Annotated in this window: 12 protein-coding genes; 7 read left to right on the top strand and 5 right to left on the bottom strand. The window is 66.1% G+C overall.

Annotation, left to right across the window (positions count from 1 at the left end; genetic code table 11):
• Positions 1 to 9 precede the first annotated feature (9 nt).
• The 4 genes from AB9O74_RS14245 (at position 10) to AB9O74_RS14230 (ending at position 3,932) form a co-directional block, all read left to right on the top strand.
• Entirely contained in the window at positions 10 to 381 is a 372-nt protein-coding gene (locus tag AB9O74_RS14245; protein WP_176989069.1) for a type II toxin-antitoxin system prevent-host-death family antitoxin, read from the top strand.
• Positions 381 to 1,046: an AAA family ATPase gene (locus tag AB9O74_RS14240; protein ID WP_369349694.1), complete on the top strand. Its 666-nt coding sequence runs from the start codon at positions 381 to 383 to the stop codon at positions 1,044 to 1,046. The genes AB9O74_RS14245 and AB9O74_RS14240 overlap by 1 nt, the downstream gene beginning before the upstream one ends.
• A 181-nt stretch (positions 1,047 to 1,227) precedes the next feature.
• Positions 1,228 to 2,904 (top strand): long-chain fatty acid--CoA ligase, encoded by a 1,677-nt coding sequence (locus tag AB9O74_RS14235; protein ID WP_346479403.1) that lies wholly within the window; start codon positions 1,228 to 1,230, stop codon positions 2,902 to 2,904.
• Between the two features lie 158 nt (positions 2,905 to 3,062).
• Positions 3,063 to 3,932, top strand: coding sequence for a crotonase/enoyl-CoA hydratase family protein (locus tag AB9O74_RS14230; RefSeq protein ID WP_346492142.1), 870 nt, complete (start codon positions 3,063 to 3,065; stop codon positions 3,930 to 3,932).
• A gap of 50 nt (positions 3,933 to 3,982) precedes the next feature.
• On the opposite strand, the gene AB9O74_RS14225 is transcribed toward AB9O74_RS14230, so the two are convergent.
• From AB9O74_RS14225 to prfB, 4 genes are all read right to left on the bottom strand, one after another.
• On the bottom strand, positions 3,983 to 6,157 hold the full coding sequence (locus AB9O74_RS14225) for an ATP-binding protein (RefSeq protein ID WP_346492141.1): 2,175 nt from the start codon (positions 6,155 to 6,157) through the stop codon (positions 3,983 to 3,985).
• A 1-nt stretch (position 6,158) separates the two neighbouring features.
• Complete coding sequence (locus AB9O74_RS14220) at positions 6,159 to 7,298, bottom strand: two-component system response regulator (RefSeq protein WP_313212483.1); 1,140 nt, start codon at positions 7,296 to 7,298, stop codon at positions 6,159 to 6,161.
• Positions 7,299 to 7,499: 201 nt separating this feature from the next.
• Complete coding sequence (gene lysS / locus AB9O74_RS14215) at positions 7,500 to 9,017, bottom strand: lysine--tRNA ligase (RefSeq protein WP_369349693.1); 1,518 nt, start codon at positions 9,015 to 9,017, stop codon at positions 7,500 to 7,502.
• A 126-nt stretch (positions 9,018 to 9,143) separates the two neighbouring features.
• A protein-coding gene (gene prfB, locus AB9O74_RS14210; protein WP_121036696.1) for a peptide chain release factor 2 occupies positions 9,144 to 10,269 on the bottom strand; the annotation gives its coding sequence in 2 pieces (ribosomal slippage) (positions 9,144 to 10,193 and positions 10,195 to 10,269; 1,125 coding nt in all).
• Between the two features lie 205 nt (positions 10,270 to 10,474).
• Here prfB and AB9O74_RS14205 point away from each other — a divergent pair.
• Positions 10,475 to 11,224: a M48 family metallopeptidase gene (locus tag AB9O74_RS14205; RefSeq protein ID WP_369349692.1), complete on the top strand. Its 750-nt coding sequence runs from the start codon at positions 10,475 to 10,477 to the stop codon at positions 11,222 to 11,224.
• A 51-nt stretch (positions 11,225 to 11,275) separates the two neighbouring features.
• Here AB9O74_RS14205 and AB9O74_RS14200 read toward each other — a convergent pair whose 3' ends face one another.
• Entirely contained in the window at positions 11,276 to 12,145 is an 870-nt protein-coding gene (locus AB9O74_RS14200; RefSeq protein ID WP_346492138.1) for a LytTR family DNA-binding domain-containing protein, read from the bottom strand.
• A 175-nt stretch (positions 12,146 to 12,320) separates the two neighbouring features.
• On the opposite strand from AB9O74_RS14200, the gene AB9O74_RS14195 reads away from it, so the two are divergent.
• Both AB9O74_RS14195 and AB9O74_RS14190 read left to right on the top strand, forming a co-directional pair.
• Complete coding sequence (locus AB9O74_RS14195; protein WP_369349701.1) at positions 12,321 to 13,547, top strand: acyltransferase; 1,227 nt, start codon at positions 12,321 to 12,323, stop codon at positions 13,545 to 13,547.
• A 148-nt stretch (positions 13,548 to 13,695) separates the two neighbouring features.
• On the top strand, positions 13,696 to 14,856 hold the full coding sequence (locus tag AB9O74_RS14190) for a hypothetical protein (RefSeq protein ID WP_369349691.1): 1,161 nt from the start codon (positions 13,696 to 13,698) through the stop codon (positions 14,854 to 14,856).
• The last annotated feature ends 7 nt before the right edge of the window (positions 14,857 to 14,863 follow it).

Below are 14,863 nucleotides of genomic sequence, written 5' to 3'. Positions count from 1 at the left end.
ACCGCCGCCATGCTGCATGCGCTCAAGTTCGACCCGATCACCGAGCTGACCCGTACCACCGCCTCGACGGTGAAGGAGCACTGGCGCAAGGTCATGCAGGACGTCCGCGAACAGCAGGCCGTGCTGGTGACCAATCACAACGAACCCCAGGCCGTCATCCTCTCCGCCGAGCAATACCAGGCCATGCAGGCCGAAGTGGTATCGCTGCAGCGTGATCTGGCCTCCCTGCGCGAGCAGACCCCGGCCCTCCAGCACCTGCGGCAGCGCTTCGATGATCGCCTTGCCGTGCTGGACAGTGCCGCAGCGGGCAACAAGGCCCGAACGCTGCTGCGTAAACCGGCACGGCTCAAGGGCAAGGTGGTCGCGGGCAGCGGGTACTGATGGCGGCGCGGCCTTTCCTGCTCGTGCTGGCAGGGGTCAATGGTGCGGGCAAAAGCTCCATCGGCGGTCATCTGCTGCGCGAGGCGGGACTGGACTGGTTCAATCCGGACGACTGGGCCGGGCAGCTCTGCCGCGAGCTGGGCATGAGCCAGCGCGAGGCCAATGGCCAGGCGTGGAAGGAAGGCTTCGGCCGACTGCAGGCCGCGATCGCCGAACGCCGCAGCCACGCCTTCGAAACCACCTTGGGCGGACAATCCATCGCCGCGACCCTGGCCGAGGCATGCGCCACGCATGACGTACTGGTCTGGTACTGCGGTCTGGCCTCTCCCGAGCAGCACATCGCACGGGTGCGCGCACGCGTTGCGGCCGGTGGCCACCCCATCAGCGATGCGGACATCCACCGCCGCTATCCGTTGGCGCTGCAGAACCTGATCACCCTGTTGCCAGCACTGGCACAGCTGCAGGTGTACGACAACAGTGTAGAGGTCGGTCCTGGCCAGCCGGTTGCCGACCCGCAGCTTGTGCTGCAGATGGACGGCGGCCGTTTGACCTGGCCCGCGGCCGATGACGCCGCCCAACTGCGGCAGACACCCGACTGGGCCGTGCCGGTGCTGGAAGCTGCACTGCAGTGCCACGACACCTGCGCTGGCGAGCCGCCGCGATGAGCGCGCGCATGCGGCTGCAAACGTCATTTACCGTCGGCGCCACCCTGCCCCGAAGCCACGCGTCCGCCTTTCTTCACCGACCCTTCGCGTTTTCCATTCGGGACGGTATGCTGCCGAGGCATGAAACGACGGATACTCTCCGTCATCGCATCACATCATCCACGTTTCCTGGAGGGGGAATATGAGTCTGGAACGACCCTGGCTGCAGAGTTATCCCAAAGGCGTACCCGCCGAGATCGACGTCAACGAGTTCCATTCGGTTTCGGCCGTCTTCGACACCTCGGTGGCCAAGTTCCGCGACCGCCCCGCCTACTCCAGTTTCGGCAAGGTCCTCACCTACGGGGAAACGGACGCGCTGGTTGAACAGTTCGCCGCCTACCTGCTCGGTGAGCTGCAGCTCAAGAAGGGCGACCGCGTCGCCCTGATGATGCCCAACTGCCTGCAGTACCCGATCGCCACCTTCGGCGTGCTGCGTGCCGGCCTGACCGTGGTCAACGTCAATCCGCTGTACACCGCCCGCGAGCTCAAGCACCAGCTGGTGGATTCCGGCGCGGCCGTGCTGGTGGTGGTCGACAACTTCTGCGACACCGTGCAGCAGGTCATCGCCGATACGCCGATCAAGCAGGTGGTGACCACCGGCCTGGGCGACATGCTCGGCGCCAAGGGCATCGTGGTGAACTTCGTGCTGAAGTACATCAAGAAGATGGTGCCCAACTACAGCCTGCGCGGCGCGATCCGCTTCAACCAGGCACTCAAGCTGGGCAGCCGCCACACCCTGCCCAAGGTCGAGATCGACCACGACGACGTCGCCTTCCTGCAGTACACCGGCGGCACCACGGGCGTGGCCAAGGGCGCGATGCTGACCAACCGCAACCTGGTGGCCAACATGCAGCAGGCCTCGGCCTGGATCTCCGCCTCGGGGATCGAGATGGGCAAGGAGGTGATCATCACCGCCCTGCCCCTGTACCACATCTTCGCGTTGACGGCGAACGGCCTGGTCTTCATGAAGTTCGGTGGCTGCAACTACCTGATCACCAACCCGCGCGACATGAAGGGCTTCGTCAAGGAGCTCAAGGCGACCCGCTTCACCGCGATCACCGGCGTCAACACACTGTTCAACGGCCTGCTCAACACCCCCGGCTTCGACGAGATCGATTTCTCCTCGCTGAAGGTCACCCTGGGCGGCGGCATGGCGGTGCAGCGCGCCGTCGCCGAGCGCTGGAAGAAGGTCACCGGCGTGACCCTGGTCGAGGCCTACGGCCTGACCGAGACCTCGCCGGCCGCCTGCATCAACCCGCTGGACCTGGCCGAGTACAACGGCGCCATCGGCCTGCCGATTCCGTCCACCGATGCCTGCGTGAAGGATGACGCCGGCAAGACGCTGGCCGTCGGCGAAGTCGGCGAGCTGTGCATCAAGGGCCCGCAGGTCATGAAGGGCTACTGGCAGCGCCCGGAGGACACCGCCCAGGCGGTCGATGCCGAGGGCTGGCTGCACACCGGCGACATGGCGCGGATGGACGAACAGGGCTTCTTCTTCATCGTGGACCGCAAGAAGGACATGATCCTGGTGTCCGGCTTCAACGTGTACCCCAATGAGGTCGAAGACGTCATCGCGATGATGCCCGGCGTGCTCGAGGTCGCGGCGGTCGGCGTGCCCGATGAAAAGTCCGGCGAAGTGGTCAAGGTGGTCATCGTCAAGAAGGACCCCAACCTCACCGCCGAGATGGTCAAGGAGCACGCGCGTGCCAACCTGACCGGCTACAAGCACCCGCGGATCGTGGAGTTCCGCAAGGAGCTGCCGAAGACCAACGTGGGCAAGATCCTGCGCCGCGAACTGCGCGATACGCCCGCGCCGTAACGGTTCCCCAACGGCGGCATCTTCACAGGGCCCCTGCCGGCAACGGCGGGGGCCTTTTGCATTGCCTGAGATGCCGGGGGTGTAGGATCGCGGCGTGTGGACCCGTCAGGCCCGCCGCCCACCGTCCTCCCAGCGGGCCAGCCTCCGAGGAAATCGCCATGAGCACCATTGAAAAGCTGCCCGTCAACCGCCGCTACGCCACCATCCGCACCGAGACCACGGGGAACGACGACGCCCATTGGCTGTACATGCATGCCGATGCCGGCAGCGGCATCCGCCCGTGCTGCCGCAAGGACATGCTCGATGAAATGTGGAATTTCATGAGCGCCATCACCCGCACCCCGGCCGAGCGCAACAGCGGCAAGCTGCGCCATTTCGTGCTCGCCTCCGATGCGAACGCGTACAACCTGGGCGGTGACCTGGACCTGTTCACCCGCCTGATCCGCGAAGGCAACCGCGACCGCCTGCTGACCTACGCGCAGCGCTGCGTGGAAGGCGTGCACCACCTGCACACCGGTTTCGGTGGCGACGTGCGTTCGATCGCGCTGATCCAGGGCGACGCGCTGGGCGGCGGCCTGGAGATGGCCTTGGCCTGCCACACCATCGTGGCCGAGGAAGGCTGCGGCATGGGCCTGCCGGAAGTCCTGTTCGGGCTGTTCCCGGGCATGGGGGCCTACTCGTTCCTGTGCAAGCGCGTGGCGCCGCAGCTGGCCGAGAAGATCATCCTCGACGGCCGCGTGTATTCGTCCGAGGAGATGCATGCGATGGGCGTGGTCGACGTGCTGGTGCCGAAGGGCCAGGGCGTCAAGGCGGTCGAGGACCTGATCCGCCAGCACCAGCGCATTCCGCATTCCTACCTGGCGATGAATGCCGCACGTAATCTGGCCCAGGCCGTGCGTTACGACGAGCTGCTGGAAATCACCAAGGTGTGGGTGGACTCCGCACTCGCGCTGGGCGACAAGTCGCTGCGTACGATGGATCGCCTGATCAAGGCCCAGACCCGCCGCGCCACCCTCGACGTCGCCTGAGTCACCCCCTCCCCTGTGTTGTTCAAGCCCGGCGGCCGCCGGGCTTTTTTTCAGCGCATGTCGCCGCCGTCGTCCGCCTGGCCCTGGGTCCGGCGCTGCGCACGCGCCTCCAGTGCCTGCCGGCCTTCCTTGATCCCCGCCTGCAGCAGGGTCACGCGCTGCCGCCATTCGCTCTTGAGCTGCCAGTCGGCCATGCGCATCAGGTCGCCGGCACGATTGGCGACGCGGACCAGGCCGAGATTGCTGGCTACGCCCTTGATCGCATGCGCCTGCTCACGGAAATGCACCCAGTCGCTGCGCTCGCCATCGGCCAGTGCCACGCCGACGCACTGCTCGGCATCGGCCAGGCATTGGCGGATGAACTCGCGTTCGAAGCCATCGCCCATGCCGAGCGAGGCCAGCTCGTCGAGCACGCCCGGATCCAGCACGCCATCGAGTACGGTGGCAGTGCGCACGATCGGCGCACTGGCCTTGAGCTGGCCATTGGAGGCGATGTCGGCCAGCACGTCCAGCAGCCGCACCGCGACCACGGGCTTGGCCAGGAAGGTATGCGCACCAGCCTGGGTGCAGCGCTGGATCGCCTCGGGGGTGACATCGGCGCTGAGCACCAGCACCGGCGTGCGCGGACCGCCGCCGGCCTGCATCACGCGCAGCTCCTTGAGCATGTCCAGGCCGCTCATCCCGGGCATGTGCAGATCGACGATCGCCGCATCGAAATCGCTCTCGGCCATCGCATCCAGCACCGCTTCGCCGCCGTTGACGCACAGCACCTTGTGGCCGGCCTTCTGCAGCAGCCGCTGCAGCACCATCCGGTTGGCCTCGTGATCATCGGCGACCAGGATGTGCATGCTGCGCACGCGCGCGCGATGACGCAGGAAGGGATCGGCGAAGGCGATGACATTGCCGTTGCGGTCCGGCAGCCCGTCGCCGACCAGGGCCGGGGTGACCGTGCCCAGCGGCACGCGCGGCGGCGCGAACGGCAGCTCGAACCAGAAATGGCTGCCCTGCGGCGGATTCTCTTCGTAGCCGATGTCACCGCCCATCGCCTCGACCAGGCCCTTGGCGATGGTCGTGCCCAGGCCGGTGCCTTCGTGGCGGCGCGCCATGCTGACGTCGGCCTGCTCGAATGCCTCGAACAGTCGCGGGCGCATCTCCGGCGCGACGCCGATACCGGTATCGAGGATGTCGAAGCGAAGGCGCACCCCGCCGTTGGATTCGGCATGCAGCACCGCGACGCGGATCTCGACCCGGCCGTGGTCGGTGAACTTGACCGCGTTGCCGGCGATATTGAGCAGGATCTGGCGCAGGTGACCGAGATCGCCGCGCAACAGCGGCGGCACGGTATCGGCGACCTTGACCCGGTAGTCCAACCGCTTGGCCTTGGCCTGCGGCAGCAGGATCAGCCCGATCGCCTGGATCACATCGGCCAGCGCGAAATCCTCGGCGTTGACGCGCAGCTTGCCGGCTTCGATCGCGGAGATGTCGAGCACTTCCTCGACCAGCGCCAACAGGCTGCGCGAGGACGCCTGGATGGTGTTGACGCACTCACGCTGCTCGTCGTCGAGCTTGGTCGTGGCCAGCAGCTCGGTCATGCCCGACAGACCGTTGAGAGGGGTGCGGAACTCATGGCTCATGTTGGCCAGGAAGCGGCTCTTGGCCTCGCTCGCACGACGGGCCTCGGCCATCGCCCGGGTCAACTGGCGCAGCAGCGTGGAGAAATACAGCGGCACCGCCGCCAGGCCCAGCCACAGGCCGAACGCCAGCCGGGCATTCTGCTCCCAGTACGGCGTGAGCAGCGCGGTGCTGCCGAAGCTGACCATGGCCATCGCCACGGCCACGTACAGATAGTTGTTGCCGTAGCGCATGCCGTTGCCGACGGTCACCCACATCACCACGATGTAGACCCAGGCCAGCGGCTCGCCCATCTGCACCATGCCGGCGGCGATGAGACCGTAGTCGGCGAGCATGCCGGCCACGCGGCGCGGATCCGAGCGCCCCGGCCGCCACAGCAGCCAGCCGAACAGGCCCAGCGACAGCGTCAGGCCGGTCAGCACGATCGCCAGCACGCCGTGGTACTGCTCCGGCGGCAGGTCGTGGCGGGGCCCTGGCATCAGGACATACAGCAGGATCAGGGTGATCAGCACGATGCGCACGATCGCCTGACCGTGCTCGGTGTCCGGGCGCTGCGCCAGACGTTGCTTCAGGCGCGGGTACAGACGACGCATATCACATCCCCGGGCGGGATGACGCAGTGGAGTGCTGTGCGCAGATCTCGTCAAGCTGGAGGCGGCCGCGCAGCAGGGCATCGACGCAGCGCGGATCAAACAACCGACCACGCTGGGCGTACAGATAAGCCAGCGTGGCTTCCATGGTCCATGCTTCCTTGTACGGACGGGGTGAGATCAGGGCATCGAACACGTCGGCCACCGCCACGATCCGCGCTTCCAGCGGAATGGCATCACCGACCAGGCCATCGGGGTAGCCGCTGCCGTCGTAACGCTCGTGATGGCGCAGCGCGATCAGCGCACCGACCTGGATGAAACGGTTCTGGCTGCCGCTCAGCAGTTCATAGCCGATCCGCGGGTGCCGGCGCATGATCGCCTGCTCCTCGTCGTTCAACTTGCCCTGCTTGAGCAGCACGGCATCGGGAATGGCGATCTTGCCCATGTCGTGCAGGGGCGCGGCCATCTCGATCAGCTTCACCTCCTCTTCCGGCAGCCCGAGCTGCTCGGCGATCAGGCCGGCGACATGCGCCATGCGCTCCAGGTAGGCGCTGGTGCCGGCATCACGGAACTCGATCGCCCGCGCCAGCCGCGACAGCGTCTCGCGCTCGCGCTCCTCGACCTCGTGCATGCTGGCCAGCAGCCGCTGCTCCAGCGACAGCGCGCGCTGCTTGACGTTCTCCGACTGCTGGCGCAGCTGCAACAGGTTGTAGCAACGCGCGCGCAGTTCGCGCGGGCGGATCGGCTTGACCAGGAAATCGATCACCCCCGCTTCCAGCGCGGCCTGGCGGATCGGCTCGTCGCCGACCACGGTGATCAGGATCACGGGGATGTCGCGGTGCTTGGGCAGGCGACGGAAGCGGCGGGCGAACTCCAGCCCGTCCATCTCCGGCATCCGGTAATCCAGCAGCAGCAGGTCCACGGCGTGCGACTCGCACCAGGCCAGCGCCGTCAGCGGATCGCCGAAGTCGTGCACGGACAGTTCCGGCGCGATGTCCTCGATGACATGGCGCAGCATGGTACGCGCGGACGTCTGGTCGTCAACGATGACAATATTCAAGGCTGCTTCTGCCTTCTTCCTTGACCACACTGGAACATGCTGCGGAGAGGATACTCCGCCGCTCAGCACACTGGCACCTTGCATGGGTCCGCCTCCCGTCATGAACACCCCAGTTCATGATCGTCGTCACAGCGTGATGCCGATGTGGGCATCCCCCTGCGACCCGTCATGGTCTGTGGCCATCACGCCATAGCGCCTGTTAAGGCCACGCAGAAACCATACTCGCGCGGCCACGGGAGCGGAACCCCCATCCGGACGTGCCCCAAGCACGCCCGGACGCAGGTCTCAGTTTTCGGGACGCATATACGGGAACAGCAGCACGTCACGGATCGAGCTGCTGCCGGTCAGCAGCATCACCAGGCGGTCGATGCCGATGCCCAGGCCGCCGGTCGGGGCCATGCCGTATTCCAGCGCGCGGATGTAATCAGCGTCGTAGTGCATGGCCTCGTCGTCGCCGCCTTCCTTCGCCGTGACCTGGGCCTGGAACCGGGCCGCCTGGTCTTCCGGGTCGTTCAGCTCGGAGAAGCCGTTGGCCAGCTCCTTGCCGTTGATGAACAGCTCGAAGCGGTCGGTATAGCCCGGCTGGTCATCGTTGGCACGGGCCAGCGGCGAGACTTCCACCGGGTGGTCGGTAATGAAGGTCGGCTGGATCAGGGTGTGCTCGACGGTGGCCTCGAAGATCTCCAGCAGCAGCTTGCCCCAGCCGTAGGACGGCTTGATGCGGATCTTCAGGCGCTCGCAATGGGCGACCAGCGCATCGCGGTCGGTGCAGTCGGCCGCGCTGATCTCCGGGTTGTGGTGGCGCACCGCCTCGTCCATGCGCCAGCGGCGGAAGGCCGGGGCCAGGTCGATGGTGGCGCCATCCCACTCCACCGTGGTGGTGCCCAGCACCTTGCTGGCCACGTCACGGATCACGCCTTCGGTCAGGTCCATCACTTCGGTGTACGTGGCGTAGGCCTCGTACAGCTCCATCATGGTGAATTCCGGGTTGTGGCGGGTGCTGACGCCTTCATTGCGGAAGTTGCGGTTGATCTCGTACACGCGCTCCAGCCCACCCACGACCAGGCGCTTGAGGTACAGCTCCGGGGCCACGCGCAGGTACAGGTCCAGGTCCAGCGCGTTGTGGTGGGTGGTGAACGGCTTGGCCGTGGCGCCGCCGGGGATGTAATGCATCATCGGCGTTTCGACTTCGAGGAAGTCGCGGTTGTCCAGCCAGGCGCGCATGGCGCGGATGATCCGCGAGCGCTTGATGAACACCTCGCGCGACTCCGGGGTCACGATCAGGTCGACATAGCGCTGGCGATAGCGCTGCTCCACGTCGGCCAGGCCGTGCCACTTGTCCGGCAGCGGGCGCAGCGACTTGGTCAGCAGGCGCAGGCTGGTGGCCTTGACCGACAGCTCGCCGGTCTTGGTCCGGGTCAGCCCGCCCTCGACGGCGATGATGTCGCCCACGTCCCAGCCCTTGAAGGCGGTGTAGGCATCGCCCAGGGTGCTGCCCTGCAGGAACAGCTGGATGCGGCCGGACTCGTCCTGGATCTGGGCGAAGCTGGCCTTGCCCATCACGCGCTTGGCCATCAGGCGGCCAGCCATTTTGACCTGGCGGCCGCTGGCTTCCAGTGCTTCGGCGGTCCACTGTTCGGCGTCGGCGAACTCGGCCTGCAGGGTGCCGGCGAAGTGCTCGCGGCGGAAATCGTTCGGGTAGGCGATGCCCTGCCCGCGCAGGGCGGTCAGTTTCGCGCGGCGCTCGGCGATGAGGCTGTTCTCGTCGACGGGGGGCTGCGGCGCGGCGGTCTGATCGTTCATGGCGTGGGTCTATGTATGTCGGGGGGAGGTACGGTCCCCGCCATCATGCCGATGGTCGGGGCGGATTGCGAAACCGGGCGGGGCCCGGGCACAACGGATCGGGGCCGCGCGTGGCGGCCCCGACGGTCAGGCGTCGGTGCGTTTGGCACCCACGGCCAGGCCGGACTTCAGGCTGGCTTCGACGAATTCGTCGAGATCGCCATCCAGCACCTTCTGCGTATCGGAGCGTTCGATGCCGGTGCGCAGGTCCTTGATACGGCTCTGGTCGAGCACGTAGTTGCGGATCTGGCTGCCCCAGCCGATGTCGGACTTGGTGGCTTCCACCGCGTCGCGCTCGGCGTTGCGCTTCTGGATTTCCAGCTCGTACAGCTTGGCGGCCAGCATCTTCATCGCGTTGTCGCGGTTCTGGTGCTGGCTGCGGCCGGTCTGGCAGGCCACGACCGTGTTGGTCGGGATGTGCGTGATACGCACCGCCGATTCGGTCTTGTTGACGTGCTGGCCACCCGCGCCGGAGGAGCGGTACACGTCGGTACGCAGGTCGGCCGGGTTGATGTCGATTTCGATGTTGTCATCGACTTCCGGCGACACGAACACCGAGGTGAAGCTGGTGTGGCGGCGGTTGTCCGAATCGAACGGCGACTTGCGCACCAGGCGGTGCACGCCGGTTTCGGTCTTCAGCCAGCCATACGCGTAATCGCCTTCCACGCGCAGCGTGGCCGACTTGATGCCCGCGACGTCGCCGCCGGAGACTTCCATCAGCTCGGTCTTCCAGCCGCGCGATTCGCACCAGCGCAGGTACATGCGCAGCAGGATTTCGGCCCAGTCCTGGGCTTCGGTACCGCCGGCGCCCGCCTGGATGTCGACGAAGGCCGCCGCGGTATCCATCTGCCCGGAGAACATGCGCTGGAACTCCAGCTGTTCGACGTGCTTCTGGTACTTGTCCAGGTCGCTGACCACGGCCAGGGCGGTTTCTTCGTCCTGTTCGCTTTCAGCCAGTTCCAGCAGTTCACCCGACTCGGCCAGGCCGTCGAGGATCGTGGCGATGCCGCCGACGGTCTTCTCCAGATTGGCGCGTTCGCGACCAAGGTTCTGGGCGTATTCGGCGTTGTTCCAGATATCCGGGTTTTCCAGTTCCCGGGTTACTTCTTCCAGACGCTCTTTCTTGGCGTCGTAGTCAAAGATACCCCCTGAGCGAGAGCACGCGATCGGTGAGATCGGTGATGCGCTGGCGGACAGGATTGAGCTCGATCATGTCGGCGATTAATGCGTGCGAAAAGACTGTCCATCATAGCCTATCCGGGGCTTTCCGGCGGTGGCCGGGGCGCCGGGCGTCGCGTGGGGCTGGGTAAAAACGACTTCACTGAACACGGACGGCCGGCCAGGCGGTAGACTTCCGCCCCGCCGCGCGGCGCCCTGCCCTGCGGTTCCCCCAACGCACTACATGGAGCACCACCCCGATGAGGACGTCATCCTCCGCCCTGCTGCTGGCTCTCGCCTGCCTGACCGCTTCCACCACCGCCTCGGCCCTGGACCTCAAGCAGCTGACCAGCACCGGCCTGAAAGCCGGCCAGGCGCTCACCCTGTCCGACCAGGACGTGGCCAAGGCCGCCGACGAAGCCTGCGTCTACATGGACCAGCAGAACAAGGTCGCCCCCGCCAACAATCCGTACGCCCAGCGTCTGTCCAAGATCACCCAGGGCCTGGCCAATGAAGACGGCATGAGCCTGAGCTTCAAGGTCTACCTGACCGAAGACGTCAACGCCTGGGCCATGGCCAACGGCTGCGTGCGCGTGTACTCCGGCCTGATGGACATGGCCTCGGACGACGAAGTGCGCGGCGTGATCGGCCACGAGATCGGCCACGTGAAGCTGGGCCACTCCAAGACCAAGATGCGTACCGCGCTGCTGGCCTCGGCCGGTCGCGACACGCTGGCCGCCTCGGGCAATGCCAACGTCGCCACCCTGACCCAGGGCCAGCTCGGCGCCTTGGCCGAAGGCTTCGTCAACGCGCAGTTCTCGCAGAAGGAAGAAAGCGCCGCCGACGAGTACGGCTACCGCTTCATGAAGCGCCACCAGTACGATCCCGCCGCACTGGCCAGCATGTTCCGCAAGCTGTCCAGCGATGGCGGCCTGATGTCCTCGCACCCGGGCTCGGAAGCCCGCGCCGGGCGCATCGACGCGATGATCAAGAAAGACAGCAAGCGCTGAGTTCCCTGCCGGCACCCTGCTCCGCCAGGGTGCCGGTCAAGCCCGGCAGGATCAGGCCGGTGGCTGCACGGCCAGCGCCTGCCGGAACGAGGGCAGCTGCCGGCGACTGCACGGTACCCGGCCGCCATCGTCCATGTGCAGCAGGGCCTCGCCCCCGTCCAGCGGCTCGATCGAGACCAGGTGCCGCACGTTCACCAGCCAACTGCGGTGGGCACGCACGAACAGCGCCGGATCCAATCGTTCTTCCAGCGCCGCCATGGTGCTGCGCAGCGGGTAGTCGTGCCCGCGCACCCGCAGGTTGACGTAGTTGCCGGCCGCCTGGGCGTACTCGATATCACCGGTGGCGACCAGGAAGTCGCGGCCCAGCTTGCGCACCAGGAACCGTTCTGGACGCTCCACGGCGTCCACCGGCGGAGCATCGTCCGGCGCGGCCAGCAGATGCGCCTCGCCCTGCCGGCGCCGCCCGAACCAGCTGAAGAAGTGCTCGATCGCCACGAAGGTGAAGAACGCACGGACATCCTTGAGGTACTCGTACATCAGGCGCACCGGCCAGGTGGCATCGTCCTGGTAGTGGTAGCCGAGCGCGGCATAGGCGAGATGGCGCAGCCCCATCATCCCGGTGACATGCACCAGCGACCACGCCACGCTGGCCAGCAGGTACAGCGGCAGCCGCCGCTTCCAGGTATCGGCGTGCAGCGGCCAGCGCTGGCAGCCCCACCACAGGACCGGCAGCGTCAGCAGGATCATCGTGACGCTGCTCAGCTCCCAGATCATCGGCTGCCACAGGCCCAGGTCTTCGCCACGGCGACCCGCATCCATCACTTCCACCAGCGCATTCGCCACCGCCGTGGTCAGCAGGATCACCGACCACACCAGCATCCGCGCACCCGGCCGCCACCGCGCGGCACGTCCGTTCGCCATTGAATCGTCCATTCGCAAAGGGTCGTCAGCCTGACTCATCAGGCCATGGTAGTGCGCCCCACCCGTCCCTTGGCGACCGCCATTCGTCACTTGCCCCCGGCGGCAGGCCCCTCCGCCATGGCGGACCGCGCGGCGACTGCGCACCGTGCAGTCTCCTTTCCTGCCTGCCCCGTCCATGCCACGCCGCCACGACATCGACGCCCTGCGCGTGCTCGCCTTCGCCCTGCTCATCCTCTATCACACCGCCATGGCCTACGTGGATGGCTGGGGCTTCCATCTCAAGAGCGACTACACCGCCGAGTGGCTGCAGTGGCCGATGCTGCTGGTGAACCGCTGGCGGATGCCGTTGCTGTTCCTGCTCTCCGGGATCGCCATCGCCCTGATGCGGCCCGAGGCGCACACCGCGCGCTTTGCCGTGCTGCGCACGTGGCGGTTGCTGCTGCCGCTGCTGTTCGGAATGTTCGTCGTGGTGCCGATCCAGCCCTACGCCGAGGCACTGACCAACGGACAGATCGAGCCCGGCTTCGGCGCCTTCCTGCTGCGCTACTGGCAGATGCCGGCCTGGCCGCAGGACACGTTTGCCGGCTGGCAGCTGCGCATCACCTGGAACCACCTGTGGTACCTGGCCTATCTATGGGTCTACACACTGGTGCTGGCGCTGCTGATGCCGGTACTGGATACCCCTGCGGTGCGCCGCGCGGTGGAGCGCTATGCCCGGGCACCGGCGCCCATCCTGATCGGGCTGCCCACGCTGCTCTCCTTCGGCTGGGTGGCCTGGCTCGATCCCCGCTTCCCGTCCACCAACCTGCTGTTCGGCGATTGGTACCAGCACGCCAAGTACGGCACGGTGTTCCTGGCGGGCTACCTGCTCGCCCGTACCACGCCGTTCTGGGCACGCGTGGTCGAACTGCGCCGGATCACCCTGTGGGTGGCGATCATCGCGGCGGGCTGGTACTTCGGCATCCGTATCCTGGGGCGGGTGTTGCCTGCCGATTCGCTGCTGCGGCAATGGCCGGAGAGCGTCTGGACGCTGCAGGTGATGGCCAGCCAGTCGCTGTACCTGTGGGCCGTACTGCTGACCCTGCTCGGCTGGGCCAAGGTGTATCTGGATCGCCCGTTCCGCTGGCTGCCGTACTGCACCGAGGCGGTGTATCCCTGGTACCTCCTGCACCAGAGCCTGATCATCGCGCTGCTGTTCTGGCTTAAGCCGCTGCATTTGGGGCCGTGGTGGGAGCCGCTGCTGGTCGTGGCCGGGACGGTAGCGGGTTGCCTGCTGCTGCACGAAGGACTGATCCGGCGCGTTGGTTGGCTGCGCCCGCTGTTCGGACTGCGCCGGCAGCGGTTGCCGTCGATCCGTCCCGCCGCCCGTGGTGCAGCGGCGGGATCACCGGGAATAGGCTGAGCGGCTATTTCACCTCGAACTCCCCAGCAGCCCGTGGTCACATTTCCGGAGTTTTTCAACTAATTGCATTGGCCTATCGATGGAATCCAGCGAGCCTTGGAGGCTGCGCGTCCCTCGGGGACGCCGTCGACACACTTGGAAACCGGCCATGGATCAATCTGACATCGACCTGTTACACGCCTTCATCGCTTCCGAAGATGCGGGGTTTGCCGAAGAGCGGCAGGGCGACCTTTACCCCATGCGCCACTATGACTTGTCCGCCCTGGCCCCGCGCGCTGGTCGCGGCTTGGCGCCGGATATGCTGCAGCGCTTCCACTTCCACTGGCTGCGGGTGGGCGACTGGTCGGTGGCCTCGCTTCCTGAGAAGGATCTGCCGAGCCTTATTGCCGCCTATCGGCAACTCACCTGCGTCCCAGTAAGCTACGACCGCCGTCAACGGCAGCTCGGCCTTGAGCAACTTTTCTGCTTTGGATTCGATGAAGCTGGCGCGCTCCCGAGTGCGATGGTCGCGACCGCTAGCGATCTGAAGCAGCGCGCCCGCCTGATCGGACAGTGCAACAAGTATCAGTCTTTCCACGCGCAGCGGGAAAAGGCGGAAAAGTTCCTGCCGTATCGCCCCCAGGCACAGACTGTTCTCGAGGCGCTGCGCCACCTCGGCCACGATCCTCTCCGGTCGAACAACGTTCTCTACTGGGGCATGGCCCTCATCGCGTTGCTCAACGAGGGCACGCGCATACCCATGTTGCAGGACCTGCTTGAAGTGGAGTGGCCGATGATCACTGACCGCGAGCACATGCTCTCGGTGCTCCACCACACCGCAGGAGCTGCCCGCCCGCACTGCACTGAGGATACCGAATACAACTTGCTGTGCGAACGCCTTGCGGTGCTGCATGACGCACGCGTGATGGCGGGCGACGCGGTAAAGCTGGTGCAACGCCAGCAATGGCATGTTGAGAACATCCGCGACTGGAGCGCAAGCATCACGCTCTATCAGGATGGTGAGTACGACTACAAACAGGGGCACCCGCGCGTCAGCCTGAATCTCAGCAGCTGGCCGGACAGCCCGTGGTCGATCAACCTATCCTTCGGAAATGATAGCTACGTGGCCTACAGGGACCAGCCGACCCGTGACGACTTCGGACTGCCACCGCTGACGGGTGCCAACCTGGAGCAGTTTCCGCAATGGATCAGACAGATCAACACCCAATTGGGCATCAATCTGGTTGCTGGTGGCGATTCAGGCGTCAGCGCCTACAAGAACCGCAAGCTGGCCAAACAGCTGGATGCGTGGATTCGAGCACAGCATTGATAGATGC

The sequence above is a fragment of the Stenotrophomonas sp. JAG2 genome (assembly GCF_041080745.1).
Taxonomy (GTDB): Bacteria; Pseudomonadota; Gammaproteobacteria; order Xanthomonadales; family Xanthomonadaceae; genus Stenotrophomonas; species Stenotrophomonas maltophilia_AA.
Note: the sequence above shows the minus strand (reverse complement) of the source record. Positions and strands in the feature narration are given on the sequence as shown.

Bases quoted from the DNA above. Each gene is read 5' to 3' on its own strand.
- AB9O74_RS14205 (WP_369349692.1), top strand. From the start codon at position 10,475: ATGAGGACGTCATCCTCCGCCCTGCTGCTGGCTCTCGCCTGCCTGACC.
- AB9O74_RS14225 (WP_346492141.1), bottom strand. From the start codon at position 6,157: ATGCGTCGTCTGTACCCGCGCCTGAAGCAACGTCTGGCGCAGCGCCCG.
- AB9O74_RS14230 (WP_346492142.1), top strand. From the start codon at position 3,063: ATGAGCACCATTGAAAAGCTGCCCGTCAACCGCCGCTACGCCACCATC.
- AB9O74_RS14235 (WP_346479403.1), top strand. From the start codon at position 1,228: ATGAGTCTGGAACGACCCTGGCTGCAGAGTTATCCCAAAGGCGTACCC.
- AB9O74_RS14245 (WP_176989069.1), top strand. From the start codon at position 10: ATGCTGCATGCGCTCAAGTTCGACCCGATCACCGAGCTGACCCGTACC.
- AB9O74_RS14190 (WP_369349691.1), top strand. From the start codon at position 13,696: ATGGATCAATCTGACATCGACCTGTTACACGCCTTCATCGCTTCCGAA.
- AB9O74_RS14220 (WP_313212483.1), bottom strand. From the start codon at position 7,298: ATGCAAGGTGCCAGTGTGCTGAGCGGCGGAGTATCCTCTCCGCAGCAT.
- AB9O74_RS14195 (WP_369349701.1), top strand. From the start codon at position 12,321: ATGCCACGCCGCCACGACATCGACGCCCTGCGCGTGCTCGCCTTCGCC.
- lysS (WP_369349693.1), bottom strand. From the start codon at position 9,017: ATGAACGATCAGACCGCCGCGCCGCAGCCCCCCGTCGACGAGAACAGC.
- AB9O74_RS14200 (WP_346492138.1), bottom strand. From the start codon at position 12,145: ATGGCGAACGGACGTGCCGCGCGGTGGCGGCCGGGTGCGCGGATGCTG.
- AB9O74_RS14240 (WP_369349694.1), top strand. From the start codon at position 381: ATGGCGGCGCGGCCTTTCCTGCTCGTGCTGGCAGGGGTCAATGGTGCG.